This is a genomic window from Azospirillum sp. TSH58 (assembly GCF_003119115.1).
In the GTDB taxonomy this organism is placed as follows: domain Bacteria; phylum Pseudomonadota; class Alphaproteobacteria; order Azospirillales; family Azospirillaceae; genus Azospirillum.
The window spans coordinates 667,003-681,369 of sequence record NZ_CP022367.1 but is presented as its reverse complement, the minus strand read 5'-3'; the positions used below and the strand labels follow the sequence as shown (position 1 = coordinate 681,369).

Annotated in this window: 13 protein-coding genes; 8 read left to right on the top strand and 5 right to left on the bottom strand. The window is 71.6% G+C overall.

The annotated features are described in order from the left end of the window. Positions 1–9: 9 nt before the first annotated feature. A complete protein-coding gene (locus TSH58p_RS24710) occupies positions 10–1,791 on the top strand; it encodes an SLC13 family permease (protein WP_109072366.1) in 1,782 nt (593 codons plus the stop codon). 25 nt (positions 1,792–1,816) lie between these two features. Here the strand turns inward: TSH58p_RS24710 and TSH58p_RS24705 are convergent, their stop codons facing one another. After that, positions 1,817–2,641 carry an aldo/keto reductase gene (locus tag TSH58p_RS24705; protein WP_109072365.1) on the bottom strand — a complete coding sequence of 275 codons (825 nt, stop codon included), beginning with the start codon at positions 2,639–2,641 and terminating at the stop codon, positions 1,817–1,819. Between the two features lie 40 nt (positions 2,642–2,681). Beyond that, complete coding sequence (locus TSH58p_RS24700) at positions 2,682–3,875, bottom strand: MFS transporter (RefSeq protein WP_109072364.1); 1,194 nt, start codon at positions 3,873–3,875, stop codon at positions 2,682–2,684. Positions 3,876–4,004: 129 nt separating this feature from the next. Between TSH58p_RS24700 and TSH58p_RS24695 the strand changes: the two genes are divergently transcribed. The 6 genes from TSH58p_RS24695 to TSH58p_RS24670 all read left to right on the top strand — a co-directional run bounded on the left by TSH58p_RS24695 (position 4,005) and on the right by TSH58p_RS24670 (position 9,239). Next, the gene (locus TSH58p_RS24695) at positions 4,005–4,904 is read left to right on the top strand and encodes a LysR family transcriptional regulator (RefSeq protein ID WP_109072363.1); all 900 of its coding nucleotides are present in this window, start codon (positions 4,005–4,007) and stop codon (positions 4,902–4,904) included. Between the two features lie 57 nt (positions 4,905–4,961). Further along, the gene (locus tag TSH58p_RS24690; protein WP_109072362.1) at positions 4,962–5,426 is read left to right on the top strand and encodes a MarR family winged helix-turn-helix transcriptional regulator; all 465 of its coding nucleotides are present in this window, start codon (positions 4,962–4,964) and stop codon (positions 5,424–5,426) included. A gap of 90 nt (positions 5,427–5,516) precedes the next feature. Further along, positions 5,517–6,422, top strand: a complete 906-nt coding sequence (locus tag TSH58p_RS24685; protein WP_109072361.1) for an HlyD family secretion protein — start codon at positions 5,517–5,519, stop codon at positions 6,420–6,422. Next, positions 6,419–8,506 carry an FUSC family protein gene (locus TSH58p_RS24680; RefSeq protein ID WP_109072360.1) on the top strand — a complete coding sequence of 696 codons (2,088 nt, stop codon included), beginning with the start codon at positions 6,419–6,421 and terminating at the stop codon, positions 8,504–8,506. The genes TSH58p_RS24685 and TSH58p_RS24680 overlap by 4 nt, the downstream gene beginning before the upstream one ends. After that, complete coding sequence (locus tag TSH58p_RS24675; protein ID WP_035678363.1) at positions 8,503–8,709, top strand: DUF1656 domain-containing protein; 207 nt, start codon at positions 8,503–8,505, stop codon at positions 8,707–8,709. Before TSH58p_RS24680 ends, TSH58p_RS24675 begins: the two co-directional genes overlap by 4 nt. Before the next feature lie 296 nt (positions 8,710–9,005). Beyond that, a complete protein-coding gene (locus TSH58p_RS24670) occupies positions 9,006–9,239 on the top strand; it encodes a hypothetical protein (protein ID WP_035678364.1) in 234 nt (77 codons plus the stop codon). A 41-nt stretch (positions 9,240–9,280) separates the two neighbouring features. Here TSH58p_RS24670 and TSH58p_RS24665 read toward each other — a convergent pair whose 3' ends face one another. Further along, the gene (locus TSH58p_RS24665; RefSeq protein ID WP_109072359.1) at positions 9,281–10,045 is read right to left on the bottom strand and encodes a glycosyltransferase family 2 protein; all 765 of its coding nucleotides are present in this window, start codon (positions 10,043–10,045) and stop codon (positions 9,281–9,283) included. A 93-nt stretch (positions 10,046–10,138) separates the two neighbouring features. On the opposite strand from TSH58p_RS24665, the gene TSH58p_RS24660 reads away from it, so the two are divergent. Then, positions 10,139–11,827 (top strand): tetratricopeptide repeat protein, encoded by a 1,689-nt coding sequence (locus TSH58p_RS24660; protein ID WP_109072358.1) that lies wholly within the window; start codon positions 10,139–10,141, stop codon positions 11,825–11,827. 1 nt (position 11,828) lies between these two features. Here TSH58p_RS24660 and TSH58p_RS24655 read toward each other — a convergent pair whose 3' ends face one another. Together TSH58p_RS24655 and TSH58p_RS24650 are read right to left on the bottom strand one after the other, a co-directional pair. Beyond that, positions 11,829–12,074 (bottom strand): hypothetical protein, encoded by a 246-nt coding sequence (locus TSH58p_RS24655; RefSeq protein WP_109072357.1) that lies wholly within the window; start codon positions 12,072–12,074, stop codon positions 11,829–11,831. Positions 12,075–12,189: 115 nt separating this feature from the next. Continuing rightward, the gene (locus tag TSH58p_RS24650) at positions 12,190–14,352 is read right to left on the bottom strand and encodes a tetratricopeptide repeat protein (protein ID WP_109072356.1); all 2,163 of its coding nucleotides are present in this window, start codon (positions 14,350–14,352) and stop codon (positions 12,190–12,192) included. Between the last annotated feature and the right edge of the window lie 15 nt (positions 14,353–14,367).

Here is a 14,367-nt window from a genome sequence, read left to right as displayed (position 1 = left end):
AAGGGCTGCATGACGCTCGACCAGGGACTCGCCTTCGGCATCATCGGCGCGGTGATCGCGCTGCTGATCTGGGACAAGCTGCGCTACGATCTCGTCGCCATGTTGGCGCTGCTGGCGGCGGTGGCCGTCGGGATCGTCAAGCCAAAGGACGCCTTCAGCGGCTTCTCCGACGACATCGTCATCATCGTCGGCTCGGCGCTGGTGGTCAGCGCGGCGGTCGGCCGCTCCGGCATCGTCGAGGAGGTGATGCGCCCCCTCAGCGCCCGCATGAAGACCGTACCGGCGCAGATCATCGTGCTGACGGGGGCGGTGACCCTGCTGTCAGCGGTGGTCAAGAACATCGGGGCGCTCGCCATCTTCATGCCCATCGCCATGCAGGTGGCGCGGCGCAACGGGACGAAGGTGTCGTCGCTGCTGATGCCCATGGCCTTCGGCTCGCTGCTGGGCGGGCTGATGACGCTGGTCGGCACCTCCCCCAACATCATCGTCAGCCGCCTGCGCAACGAGATGGTGGGCGAACCCTTCGGCATGTTCGACTTCACGCCGGTCGGGCTGACCGTCGCGGTGGCGGGGGTGGCTTTCCTGACGGTCGGCTACCGCCTGTTGCCCACCGGTCGGCAGGCGGCGTCGGGCAGCGCCGGAGGCTTCTCCATCGACGACTACACGGCGGAGGCGCTGCTGCCGGAGAAATCGCCCTTCGTCGGCAAGACGGTGGCCGACCTGGAGGCCTACGGCGAGGGCGACGTGACGGTCGCGGCGATCATCCGCGGGCGGCACCGCCGCCACATCCCGTCCGGCCACTGGGTGCTTCTGGCGGGCGACGTGCTGGTGCTGGAGGCCGACACCCAGGCGCTGGGCGACCTCGTGAAGCACGCCGGCCTGGAGCTGATGCACGAGAAGGAGCTGGAGGGGGTGGAGAGCGACGAGGATCTGGCGGTCCTCGAAGCGGTGGTGGAGCCGCGCTCCCCCCTGATCGGCAGCAACGTCGAGGATGTGGAACTGCGCGAGCGCTACGGCGCCAACCTGCTGGCGCTCAGCCGGCGCGGCCGGCCGATCCGCCAGCGGCTGCGCCGCGTCCGCTTCCAGCCGGGCGATCTGGTGGTGCTCCAGGCGCGGGCGGCGGGGCTGTCGGACACGCTGAACGAACTCGGCTGCCTGCCGCTGGCCGAGCGCAACCTGTCCATCGGGCGGCGGCGCAAGCGGCGGATCGCGCTGGCCGTGATGGCGGTGACCATCGGGCTGGTGGCGACCAGCCTCGTCCCGGTGACGCTGGCCTTCTTCGGCGCGGCGGTCGCCATGACGGCGCTGCGGGTGATCACGCTGAAGGAGGCCTACGACTCGATCGAGTGGCCGATCCTGGTGCTGCTGGGCGCCCTGATCCCGGTCAGCGAGGCGTTGCGCACCACCGGCGGGACGGAGCTGATCGCCGGCTGGCTGTCCGTCGCCGCGCAGGGGATGCCGCCCATCGGCGCGTTGGCCATGATGCTGGTGGCGGCGATGGCGGTGACGCCCTTCCTGAACAACGCGGCCACCGTGCTGGTGATGGCCCCCATCGCGGCCAGCCTCGCCAGCCATCTGGGCTTGCGGCCCGACGCCTTCCTGATGGCGGTGGCCGTGGGGGCGGGCTGCGACTTCCTCACCCCCATCGGGCACCAGTGCAACACGCTGGTCATGGGGCCGGGCGGCTACCGCTTCAGCGACTACGCGCGCCTCGGCCTGCCGCTGTCGCTGATCGTCATCGTGCTGGGCACGACGGCGATCGCGCTGTTCTGGCCCCTGATGCCGCATTAGCTGGCCACGGCAGCTGGGTTGGACGTCAGTCCCAGGCGGGCGCCAGACCGTCCGGGCTGACGATCCGCCCGTCGGGTCGGGCGAGGCCATGGATGGCCGCCATGTCCGCCTCCGACAGCTCGAAGTCGAAGATGGCGAGGTTCTCGGCGGCGCGCTTCTCGCCGACCGTCTTCGACAGGGCGATCACCCCCTCCTGCTGCACCAGCCAGCGCAGGACCACCTGGGCCACGCTCTTGCCCGTCCGTGTCGCGATGTCGGTCAGCACCGGATCCTTGAAGACCTTGCCGTCGGCCATCGCGTAATAGGCGGTGACCGACTGGCCGTGGCGGCGGGCCGCCTCCAGCATCGCCGACTGGTCGAGATAGGGGTGGTATTCGATCTGGTTGGTCACGATGGGCGCCGTGCTGAGGCGCACGGACTCGTCCAGCAGCTTGCGGTTGAAGTTGCTGACGCCGATGTGGCGGGTCTTGCCGGCGGCCTGGACGGCGTTCAGCGCCGCGATCTGCTCGGCGAGCGGAACGGCCTCGTTCGGCCAGTGGAGCAGCAGCAGGTCCACGTAATCGGTCCGCAGCTTTGCCAGGCTCTCGTCCACCGAGCGGCGGAAGTCGTCGGCCTTGTAGTTGCTGACCCAGACCTTGGTGGTCAGGAAGACGTCGCCGCGCGGCAGGCCCGACGCCTTGATGGCCTCGCCGACCTCGCCCTCGTTGCCGTAGATTTGCGCGGTGTCGATGTGGCGGAAGCCGATCTTCAGGACCTCCGGCACCATGCGCAGAACGTCGGGGCCGCTCATGCGGAAGGTGCCGAAGCCGAGGGCGGGGATGGCGGCGCCGTTGGCGGTCACGGTGTGCATTGGTCTCGATCCTCTCGAACGTGGATTTCTTATCAATGTATCAGGCCGGCTGGGCGACGGTGGCGCCGCGGCGCCCGTCCTTGCGGTCGAGGGCGCCGCTGAGCAGGGTCAGCGCCAGCCCACCCAGCACGAACAGCCCACCCACCCAGGGTGTTGCCGCGAGGCCGAGGGCGCTGTCCACCACCCGGCCGCCGAAGAAGGCGCCGGCGGCGATGCCCAGGTTGAAGGCGGCGATGTTCAGGGCCGAAGCGACGTCCACCGCTCCCGGCGCGTGGCGCTGCGCCAGCTGCACGACGTAGAGCTGGAGCCCCGGCACGTTGGCGAAGGCCAGGGCACCCATGCCCGCCAGCGTGACCAGCGCCGGAACCGGGCTGGAGGCGGTGAAGGTGAAGACGATCAGCACCGCGGCCTGAAGGGCGAACAGCCACGCCAGCGCGCGGACCGGGTTGCGGTTGGCGAGCTTGCCGCCCACCATGTTGCCGACCGCGATGGCCGCGCCGTAGAGCACCAGGACGAGGCTGACCGTGCCGCTGGAGAAGCCGGTGATCGTCTCCAGGATGGGCGCCAGATAGGTGAAGGCGACGAAGGTCCCGCCATAGCCCAGCGCCGTGATGGCGAAGGCCAGCAGCAGGCGCGGCTTGGCCAGCACGCGGACCTGCGTGGCCAACCCGGCGGCGGGCGGCTGGCTGAGCTTCGCCGGGACGAGCGCGGCCACACCCAGCGCGCCGATCACGCCCAGCGCGGAGACCGCCAGGAAGGTGGCGCGCCAGCCGAAATGCTGCCCGATCCAGGTGCCCATCGGCACGCCGGTGACGATGGCGATGGTCAGGCCGGAGAACATCATGGCGATGGCCGAGGCCCGCTTGTCCTCCGGCACGAGGTCGGCGGCGATGGTCGCGCCGACCGAGAAGAAGACGCCGTGCGCGAAGGCGCTGAGCACGCGGGCGGCCAGCAGCGTCTCGTAATTGGGGCTGACCCCGGCCAGCAGGTTGCCGGCGATGAAGAGGCCCATCAGGCCGAGCAGCAGCGGCTTGCGCCGCAGACGGCCGGTGAGCGCGGTCAGGACCGGGGCGCCGACGGTGACGCCCAGCGCGTAGACGCTGACCACCATGCCGGCCATCGGCAGGTTGACGTTCAGGTCGGTGGCGACGGTCGGCAGCAGGCCGACGATGACGAACTCCGTCGTCCCGATGGCGTAGGCGCTGATCGCCAGCGCCAGCAGTGCGAGTGGCATGACTGAAGGCTCCATCCATGCGAGCTGTGCAGGACACATCAGATGAGCCAAAAGGCCGGGATGCGGAATGCCGTCCGTTTTCGCATGATCGTGTCATTGAATGACAAGATCGCCGAAAGGGCACATCCGATGAGCGACAGCCGGGCCTGGGACATGAGGGTCTTCCTGCGCGTCGCGGCGCTGGGCAGCTTCAGCGCCGCCGGGCGGGAGGTCGGCATGACCCCATCCTCCACCGCCAAGCTGGTGACCCGGCTGGAGGAGCGGCTCGGCGTGCGGCTGGTCGAACGCTCCACCCGCCGGCTGCGCCTGACCGCGGAGGGGGAACTGTACCGGGAGCGGGCCGAGAGCCTGCTGGGCGACCTCGACGCCATGGAGGCGGAGGTGGCGGGGGGCGCCCGCTCGCCCACCGGCCTGATCCGCGTCAGCGTGTCGGTGCCCTTCGGGCGGCATTGCCTGCTGCCGCTGCTGCCCGACTTCACGCGGGACTATCCGGGCATCCGGCTGGACCTGACCCTGACCGACGAGGTGGTGGACCTCTACGCCGCCCGGACCGACGTGGCCTTCCGCGCCGGGCGGCTGTCCGACTCGGCGCTGCTGGCGGTGCGGCTGGGCGACGTGCGGCGGCGCATCGTGGCGTCGCCGGACTATCTGGAGCGCAAGGGCCGGCCGGACAGCGCCGCCGATCTGGAGCGCCACGACTGCCTGGGCTTCAACTTCCGCCGCGCCGCCGCGGTCTGGCCGCTGAAGTCCGGCGGGCGGCTGGTCGACCGCGAGATCGACACGCGCATCGTCGCCAACAACGGCGAGACGGTGCGCCACATGGCCCTGCTCGGCCTCGGGCTGGCGCGGCTGGCCGAATACCACATCCGCCCCGACCTCGCCGCCGGGCGGCTGGTCAGCGTTCTGGACGACGTGCTGGTGGACCGCGAGGAGATCCACGCCGTCTACACCGGGCGGGAACGGGCGCCCCACCGGGTGCGCGCCTTCCTGGACTTCATGACGCCGCGGATGCGCGCATGCCTGCAATGACCGGGCGGCGGGGTGGTGCATCTTGCCGAAAATAGATAGCAAAGCTATTAAATAGGCATGCAATCGAACGACCCGTCCACGCCTGCTCCGGACTTCCCGTCCAACTTCGGCATCCACCTGTTCCGCGCCGCCCATCTGTGGCGGCGCGAAGCGAACAAGGTGCTGGCGGAGAGCGGCTTTTCCTCCTCCGTCATCTCGCCGCTGATGCTTCTGAACGAACTCGGCGACGGGATGCGCCAGCGCGAGCTGGCCGAGGAGATGGGGGTGGAGGGGCCGTCGCTGGTCCGGCTGCTCGACAGCCTGGAGGCGGCGAAGCTGGTCGAACGCCGGGAGGCCCCGGACGACCGGCGGGCCAAGACGCTGCACCTGACGGACGAGGGCCGCGACCTGCTGGCCCGCGTGAACGCCGCGCTGAACGACGTGCGCCGCCGCCTGCTCCAGGGCGCCTCCGGCCCGGAGATCGCGGGCGCGGTGCGGGTCATGGCGGCGATTGAGTCGAACGCCCGAGCCATGAAGGGCTGACGGGGGTTCTACACAGCAGCGCGTCCCGCAGCGGCGGGATACGGAACGATCGCTCCCGGCCGCGCCGCCGGAGCGCAAGGACGAACCACGGTGAAACTCTTCTCCCTCCTCATTCGGATCACGGTCACGCTCGCCGTCACGCTGGGCGCCGTCGGCGGCGGCTGGTGGCTGTGGGATTACTACATGAACGAGCCCTGGACCCGCGACGGGCGGGTGCGGGCCGACGTGGTGCAGGTGTCCTCCGACGTCGCCGGTCTGGTGACGGAGGTGCGGGTCTTCGACAACCAAGCGGTCCGCAAGGGCGACGTGCTGTTCGTCGTGGACCCCAGCCGCTACCGGCTGGCCGTCGAGCAGGCCGAGGCCAATCTGGAAAGCGCCCGCGCCGAGCTGTCCTTCCGCAAGGCCGAGGCCGACCGCTACGCGCAGCTCGGCAACAACGTCGTCTCCACCGCCCAGCGGCAGGAGGTCGCCTCCGCCCAGGCGAAGGCCGCCGCCGCCGCCCGTCAGATGGAGGCGGCGCTCGACCTCGCCCGCTTCAACCTGGAGCGGACGGAGGTGCGGGCGACGGTGGACGGCTTCGTCACCAACCTCCAGCTCAAGGCGGGCAACTACGTGACGGCGGGCCAGCCGGTGGTCGCGGTGATCGACCGGCATTCCTTCTACGTCGTCGGCTATTTCGAAGAGACCAAGCTGCCGCGCATCCGCGTCGGCGACCCGGTCCGCGTCACCATCATGGGCGAGCCGGAGCGGCTGACCGGACGGGTGGACAGCGTGACCCACGCCATCGTGGACCGCGACCGCACCGAAGGAACCGGCCTGCTGCCCAACGTCAACCCGACCTTCAATTGGGTCCGTCTGGCCCAGCGCATCCCCGTGCGCGTCGCGCTGGAGCAGGTGCCCGACCCCCGCGACCTCGTCGCCGGGCGCACCGTGACGGTCGAGGTGGTGCGGGAGAGCGAGCAGGGAGCGCCCGCGAAGCGGGTGGCCGGGCAGTGAAGACTCCCGCTTTCAAACTGTTCTCGCTGAACGAGGCGCTGTTCTCCGTCAAGGCCTTCGCGGCGGCCATGGCGGCGCTCTACATCGCCTTCTCCATGGGGTTGCCGCGGCCCTTCTGGGCGATGGCGACGGCCTACATCGTCTCCGGCCCGCTGTCGGGCGCGGTGAGGTCGAAGGCGGTCTTCCGCGTCGCCGGGACGGCGCTGGGCTGCGCCGGGGCCATCGCCCTGGTGCCGGCGCTGGCCGATTCGCCGGAGCTGCTCACCCTGGCGCTGGGGCTGTGGGTGGCGGTCTGCCTGTTCATCTCGCTGCTCGACCGCACGCCGCGCAGCTACCTGTTCATGCTGGCCGGCTACACCATCGGGCTGATCGGCTTTCCCGCGGTGACCGACCCGTCGACCATCTTCGACACCGGCCTGGCCCGCGTCGAGGAGATCCTGATCGGCATCCTCTGCGCCACCGTGGTGCACAGCGTGGTCTTCCCACAGAGCGTCGGTCCGGCCTTGCTGAGCCGCCTCGACGCCACGCTGCGCGACGCGGAGCGCTGGACGCGCGAAGCCCTGTCGCGCGGGACGGCGCCGGAGGGCGCGGCCAACGCGCAGGAGCGCCAGAAGCTGGCCCGTGATATCACCGAGCTGCGCGTGATGGCGACCCATCTGCCCTACGACACGTCGGATGTGCGCTGGATGACGCGGGCGGTGCGGGCGATGCAGGACCGCATGGCCTATCTGCTGCCGCTGACCGCGGGGATCGAGGACCGACTGGACGCCCTGCGCGGCCAGTTGCCCGCCGAGGTCTCGGCGTTGCTGGCCGATCTGGACCGCTGGGTCGCCGGCGAATCAGCGGGCGGCGATGATGAGGAAGGCGGCGCCGACCGCCTGCGCGCGGAGATCGCCCGGCTGTCCCCGGCCATCGGCGAGGGCACCGGCTGGAAGGAGGCGACGCTTCTCAACCTGCTGACCCGGCTGCGGTCTCTGGTGGACATCCACCAGGACTGCCGCGACCTGCGGGCGCACATCCGCGACGGCAAGGGCAGCCTGCCGGAGCGTCTGGACCCGCTGACCCGCCGCCGCTCGCGCGACGTCTTCCATCTGGACGCCGGCATGGCGCTGTGGTCGGGTTTCGCGGCGCTGCTCGGGATCGCGGTGGTCTGCGCCTTCTGGATCGGCACGGGCTGGTCGTCGGGATCGGCGGCGGCGATGATGACGGCGGTCTTCTGCTGCTTCTTCGCCTCGCTGGACGATCCCGCGCCGGGCATCCGGCTGTTCCTGGTCTTCACCCTGCTGTCGGTGCCGTTGGCCGCCTTCTATCTGCTGGTCGTGCTGCCGTCCTTCGACAGCTTCCCCATGCTGGTGCTGGGCCTCGCCCCGACCTTCCTGACGCTGGGCGTCTTCGTGGCGCGGCCGGCGACCATGGGCAAGGCGATGGCCCTGCTGATGGGCGTGGTCGGCTCGCTCAGCCTGCTCGACCTCGGGACGGGGGATTTCGCCTCCTTCCTCAACAGCAACGTCGCGCAGGTGGTGGGCATCGCCACGGCGCTGCTGGTCACCCAGCTCTGCCGCTCGGTCGGCGCGGCCTGGAGCGCCCGGCGGCTGCTCCGCGCCGGCTGGCGGGAGATCGCGGCGATGACCGCCGCCCGCTCCGGCATTCCGGTGGGCAGCTTCGAGAACCGGATGCTCGACCGGGTGGGTCTGCTGTCCTCGCGTCTGGCGCTGGCCGGTCCGCAGCAGGATCTGGCCGCGGCGGACGCGGTGAACGACCTGCGGGTCGGGCTGAACGTCGCGGAGCTTCAGCGCGCCCGCCGCGCGCTGGGCGGACCGGCGGCGCCCCATGTGGCGCGGCTGCTGGGTGCCGTCGGGCAGCATTTCCGCGGCCTGTCCAGCCGCCGTCTCGGCACGCCCCCGGCGGAGGTCCTGCCGATGATGGACGCCGCCCTGTCCAATCTGTCGGCCGAGCCGCGCTCGGCGGAGCGCGACCGGGCGGTGATCGCGCTGGCCGGGCTGCGCCGCGCGCTGTTCCCGCACCTGACCTTCGCCGCCCCCGACCCCTCCAGCGAATCGCTCCGCGAACCGGTGACCGCATGATCGGCGAAATCGACATCTACGGGCTGTTCATCCCCCCGCTGCTGATCCTGGCGATCGCGGCCTGGTTCGTGTCGGGCCTGTTGCGCCGCGGCCTGCGCGCGGCGGGGTTCTACGGCTGGGTCTGGCACCCGCCGCTGTTCGATCTGGCGCTGTATGTGCTGGTGCTGAGCGCGCTGACGGCGCTGACCGCGTGGTTGCGGTAGGGGTTCATTCCGGATGGGGGAGAAGGTGGGCCGGGGCGCTTGTTTTTGTGGTCTTCCCTCCCACGCCCCGAACCACCTATTCCCATCCAAACCGTAAGGTTTAGAGACGTATCGGTTACCGGTGATACAACAGTTTGTCAAGCGACGGGACGGTTGGGAATCGGGTTGGTCTTATCCGGCTCTTAATAACCCTCTCGCCGGAGGGGAGAGGGGATATCGGCACTTCCGCGCGACAATGATTGGACCGTTCCGGCGCCACCTTGTCGATGGGGCGGCGTTTGCTGTAGACATTCAGCATGGTTGAAACGCGACGCACCGGTGACCGCTCCAACGAACCGATCCGCTCCGAGGTCGGGGGCGGGCGAGTCGCGTCGCCCGGCGCGGTCGGCGTCCGCAACCGGGCGGAGCAGGTCGGCGGCGGACGCCAGCGCATCCCCAGCGTCCGCGAACTGGCCAGCCTGCTGGTGAACGGCATCCTGACGCTGCCGCGCAATTACCGCCGCGGCATGTATCTCGACGTTCAGGTCTGACCCGGGTTCAGGTCTGACCCGGGTTCAGGTCTGACCCGGATTCAGGTCTGACCCGGCCCGCCCCCGGTGTAAGCCGCGATCTCCGGTCCGAACAGGCGCTCCAGCAGCAGGGGCGGCAGCTCGTACTGCGGCAGGCACAGGCTGGTGCTGCGGGCGTGCAGGGTGTGCAGGCACAGCCCCTCGGCGTCCGGAAGGGCGGCGACCCGGAAACGCTCCCGCGCCGCCTTCATGAAGGGCGCGTCCTCGCAGGCGTTGACCGGCGGGAAGCGCACCGCCTCCCACACCGACCGCCGGTAGGCGTAGGAAAAGCCGTAGCCCAGCCGATTGTCGTCGGACGGCGGCGTGTCCGGCGCCTCGACGTAGGACCGCGTCGTCCGGCCCCAGCGATGGTGGGAGCCGCCGCGCGCCGTGTCCCAATAGCCGAAGGTCCCGTGAACCGCGCTGTGCAGGAACCAGCCGGACAGGGTCACCGCGTCGTGGCCCGCCTCCAGCCAGCCGAGCAGCCGCTCCACATAGTGGGGGGCGTAGAAATCATCGTCGTCGAAATGGACGATGACCTCGCCGCGCGCGTGCTCGGCCAGGATGTTGCGCTTCTCCCCGATGGCGTAGCGGCGCGGCGAATAGAAATACTTCAGCCGCGGCCCGGCGAGCGGCTGGAGATAGGCGGACGGGCGCGGGCTGTCGTCGAACACCAGCCACTCGATGTCGGGCACGGTCTGCGACCGCACGCGGGCGTGGCACAGCGGCAGGACGTCCTCCCGTCCCCAGCTTGGCGTGATGACGCTGACGAGCGGCCGGTCGGCCATGGTCTCTCCTTCGCAACGGCGATTGACAACTTGCGGCGCCCCGACCGCGGCACCGCATGGACTCCGGCCCGGCGGCGCGTGTAGACAGGCGGCATGGTGACACTTCGGGATGCCCTGGCCGCCGCGGTCGGCCACCATCAGGCGGGCCGGCTGGACGCGGCCCGGCCCCTCTATCATAGCATCCTGCGCGGCCAGCCGGGCCATCCCGACGCGCTTCATCTGCTGGGCGTCCTGGAAAGCCAGAGCGGGCGCCTGCAAGCGGCCCTGCCGCTGCTGCGCCGCGCCGTGGCGCTGCTGCCCGGCGACGCCGATTTCCTCGGCAATCTGGCGCGTACCCTGCGCGCGGCGGGGCAGGCCGACGCGGCGGAGCGCGCCTTCGCCCGCACGGCGGCGCTCGACCCGGCGGATGTCCAGGCCGCCTTCACGCTGGGCACGCTGCGGCTGGAGCGCGGGGACGCGGCGGGCGCCGCCGCCGCCTTCGCCCAGGCGCTGGCCCGGCGGCCCGACTTCGCGGAGGCGCGCATCAACCGCGCCAACGCCCTGGCCGCGCTGGGCCGGACGGAGGAGGCGGCGCGGCTGCGCCGGCAGGCGGTGGCCCTGGCGCCCGCCCATCCCGACGCTCTCCACAACGCCGCGGTGAGCGCGCTCGCCGCCGCCGGTCTGGACCGCCCGCTGTCGCACGCCCGGCGTCTCGACCCGGATTTGGTGGAGCGCGCGGTCCGCGCCCTGGGCCACGCCCTGGCCGCCGATCCGCGGCACGGGGCGGCGGCGGACGCGCTGATCGGGGCGGCGCTTTCGCTCGTCCAGGCCGGGCAGGCGCCGGAATGGCTGCTGGACCGCGCCGCCCGCACCGCCCTGGCGGTGCTGCGCCGGACCCCGCGCGACACGCGGGCGGCGGCGGTGGTCGCCTACCGCTGCTACCGGCGGGGGCGGACGGATCTCGCCAGCCGCTTCATGCGGCGCGTCGCCCGGAGATTCACGGCGGCGGAGGTGGCGGCGGACTTCGAGCTGCGCCTGTGGTCGATGGTGCGGGCCGGCCGCCGGGCGCTGGACGGGCTGCCCGACGCCGACGCCCTGCTGGACGCCTTCCCGTCGCTGGAGCTGCTGGCCGAACCGCCGGCCGGGAGCGGGCCGGTTCTGGCGGTGTCCTGCGACGACGGCTATTACCGGCGCTTCGCCATGAGCCTGCTCGATTCGGTGGAGGCGCAGGCGGACGGCGTGGCGGTCCATGTCCATGTGGTGAACCCCTCGCCGGAGACGCTGGCCGACCTCGCCCGGCGGCGGGACCGCCTGCCGCTGGGCTGGAGCCGGGAGGCAGTGGACTTCACGGGTTGGGACGACCATCGGCGCACCACCTACTACGCCTGCATCCGCTTCCTGCGCTGGCACCAGCTGATGACGCGCTGGGGGCGGCCCCTGCTGCATCTGGACGCCGATTGCACGCTGACCGAGGGGGCGGCCGAGGGGACGGCCGGGGGGCTGGAAGGGCTGGTGGCGCTGCTGGAGGGGAGCGACGTCGGGTTGCTGCGCGACGCCCGCTGGCGCGGCCCGACGCGGGAGATCACGGTCTGCTTCGCGGCGTTCCAGCCGACCCTGCGGGGCCGTGCCTTCCTGGCGCTGACCGCGGCCTACATCGGGGCCTTCCTGCGCGAGGGGCGCGGATTCTGGATGCTGGATCAGGCCGCGCCCTTCGCGGTGTGCGACGCGCTGCGGCGGGAGCTGCGGGTGCGCTGCTTCGACGTTCTGGATTTCCCCTGGGTCCGCTTCATCGGGGAAAAGTGACTCAGCAGGGAAGCCGGGCGCAGTGTCCATCCGGGCAGTCGCGGCAGCATTGACCGCAGACATCGTCCAGATCCACGGCGATGCCGTGCCGTTTGAGAATGCCCTGGGCATAGGCGGTGTAGAGCCGCGCCAGCGCCCGCCGGTTGGCGGCCACCGTCTTGGCGGCCAGCGTTTCCGGCGCCAGCATCGCGGCGATGGCCTGCTCCACATCCTCGATGGCGGTGCGGACAGCCGAAAGGTTCAGCATCCAGGACCTCCCTGGGCGTGGCGACCCTAAATGAATCTGATATACAAGGTGTGACGAAAAACCGGCGGACAAACAACCCCAAATTTAGCGATTGGTGCCGTCCTATCCGGAAAGGCTAGGTGACCGTCGTCAGGTCGCGCAGAGACGTCGCCAGCGCTTCGGCCAACATCCGCCCGTCGCACAGCGGTCCGTTCGCCATGCGCGGGCGCAGGGTCCGGCGCAGCGCCGCCAGCCGGTCCGGGTCGGCCGCCCAGCCGGCGGCAAGGTCCACATAGTCCGCCGGGTCGCGGGCGACGCAGTCCTCGACCCCCGCCACGCTCAGGAAAGCCAGCGAATGGCGGCTGGAGAAGGTGTCGCCGTGCAGGGTGATGACCGGCACCCCCATCCACAGCGTCTCCAGCGTCGTCGTGCTGCCGGCGAAGGGGAAGGGATCCAGCGCCACGTCCACGCGGGCGCACCAGCCCATATGCTCGCGGCTGGCGGTCGCCCCGGCCAGGATCAGCCGCTCCGGCGCGATGCCCGCCGCGGCCAGCCGTCCTTGCCAATGGGCGGCGGTTTCGGGGCAGGACAGCGCCTTGGTCTTCATCAACAGGCGCGACTCGGGCACGCGGGCGAGCAGGGCGGCCCAGGTGGCGAGAACCTCGTCCGTCAGCTTGGTCAGGATGTTGAAGGCGCCGAAGGTGACGGGCTGGCCGGTCAGGCAGGGCGGCGGGCCGGGCTCCGGCGCGTCCGGCGGCGGATCGTAGGCAATGAAGGCGCCGGGCATGCGCAGGATGCGCTCGCTGTAGAAGCGCTCCGCCCCCTCCGGCACATGGTGGGCGTCGGCGACCAGCGCGTCCATGGCGGCGAGCCCGGTGGTCGCCATGTAGCCCGACCACGCCACCTGGACCGGCGCCGGCTTGCGCGCGAAGACGCCCAACCGCCCGCGGGCGTTGTGCCCGGCGAGGTCGATCAGCACGTCCAGCCGGTCGTTGCGGATCAATGTTGCAAGTTCAGCGTCGGTCCGGTCGGCGACCGGCACCCAGCGCGCCGCCGCCGCGCGGAAGCGGCCGGTGAGGTCGTCCGCCTCCATCTGGTTGGCATAGAGGGTCAGCTCGACGCCGAAATCCGGCAGCGCCTCGACCGCCCGCACCGCGAACTGGCCCGCCGGATGGCGGCGGAAGTCGCCCGACAGGATGCCGACGCGCAACGGACGGGCACCGTCCCTCACCGCCGGGGCGCGCGGCGTCCATTCGGACCGCAACGGCGCGCCGTGCACGGCGTCCCAGCCGCGGTGCGCCTCCAGCACGCGGGCCAGCGTCACGCCGGGCCGGAACAGCTCCAGATATGCGAGGTTGGAGCGCACCTCGGCCAGATCGGGGCGCAGCGCCAGCGCGCGGCGGTAGCCGGCCTCCGCCCCGTCCAGGTCGCCCTGGGTCTGGCGCACCAGCGCGAGGTTCGCGTAGGCCTCGGCCAGATCGGGACAGAGGGCGGCGGCCCGGGCGTAGGCGCGGGCGGCCTCGGCGAGACGGTTGCGCCTTTGCAGCGCGTCGCCCCGGCGCAGCGCCGCCTCGGCGAAGTCCGGGCGCACGGATTCGGCGCGCCGGGCCGCCCGCTCGGCTTCGGCGGGGGCGTCGAGGGCCAGCCGGGCGGCCGACAGGTTGGCGAGCGCCGTGGCATGGTCGGGGCGCAGCGCCAGCGCGCGGTGCAAGGCCCGCTCCGCCTCCGCCGCCCGTCCGCGTTGCAACATCAGCGAGGCGCGGTTGGCGTGGGCCTCCCCGAATCCGGGATCATCGGCCAGGGCGGCGCGGAAGGCGTCGTCCGCCTCGGCCAGTCGGCCGAGCGCCGTCAGCGTGTTGCCGAGGTTGAAGCGCGCCCGCGCGTAGCCGGGGCGCAGCGCGGCGGCCTGCCGGTAGGCGTCCGCCGCCTCCTCCAGCCGGCCCAGCCGGTCCAGCGCGTTGCCGAGGTTGTAATGGGCCTGCGCGAAGGCCGGGCGCAGGCGGATCGCCGCGCGATGGGCCTCCGCCGCCTCCGCCGCCCGGTCCAGGGCGCGCAGCGCGCTGCCGAGATTGTCGAGATAGTCGGCCACGGTCGCGTCGGCGCGGATGGCGGCGCGGATGCGCGGCTCGGCCTCCGCCGGATGCCCGGCCTGGAGATAGACGACGCCCAGCAGGTGCAGCGCGTCGGGATGGTCGGGCAGAGTGTCGAGGACGGCCTGATAGCCGGCGGCGGCTTGCGCCAGCCGTCCGGCCTGATGGTGGGCCAGCGCCGCGGCCAGCACGTCCTTGATCGTCGCCATGCCCGACTGTCTAGA

Coding starts and splice junctions, on each gene's coding strand:
- TSH58p_RS24650 (WP_109072356.1), bottom strand. CDS start 14,352: ATGGCGACGATCAAGGACGTGCTGGCCGCGGCGCTGGCCCACCATCAG.
- TSH58p_RS24705 (WP_109072365.1), bottom strand. CDS start 2,641: ATGCACACCGTGACCGCCAACGGCGCCGCCATCCCCGCCCTCGGCTTC.
- TSH58p_RS24695 (WP_109072363.1), top strand. CDS start 4,005: ATGAGCGACAGCCGGGCCTGGGACATGAGGGTCTTCCTGCGCGTCGCG.
- TSH58p_RS24690 (WP_109072362.1), top strand. CDS start 4,962: ATGCAATCGAACGACCCGTCCACGCCTGCTCCGGACTTCCCGTCCAAC.
- TSH58p_RS24665 (WP_109072359.1), bottom strand. CDS start 10,045: ATGGCCGACCGGCCGCTCGTCAGCGTCATCACGCCAAGCTGGGGACGG.
- TSH58p_RS24710 (WP_109072366.1), top strand. CDS start 10: ATGACGCTCGACCAGGGACTCGCCTTCGGCATCATCGGCGCGGTGATC.
- TSH58p_RS24675 (WP_035678363.1), top strand. CDS start 8,503: ATGATCGGCGAAATCGACATCTACGGGCTGTTCATCCCCCCGCTGCTG.
- TSH58p_RS24700 (WP_109072364.1), bottom strand. CDS start 3,875: ATGCCACTCGCACTGCTGGCGCTGGCGATCAGCGCCTACGCCATCGGG.
- TSH58p_RS24660 (WP_109072358.1), top strand. CDS start 10,139: ATGGTGACACTTCGGGATGCCCTGGCCGCCGCGGTCGGCCACCATCAG.
- TSH58p_RS24655 (WP_109072357.1), bottom strand. CDS start 12,074: ATGCTGAACCTTTCGGCTGTCCGCACCGCCATCGAGGATGTGGAGCAG.
- TSH58p_RS24670 (WP_035678364.1), top strand. CDS start 9,006: ATGGTTGAAACGCGACGCACCGGTGACCGCTCCAACGAACCGATCCGC.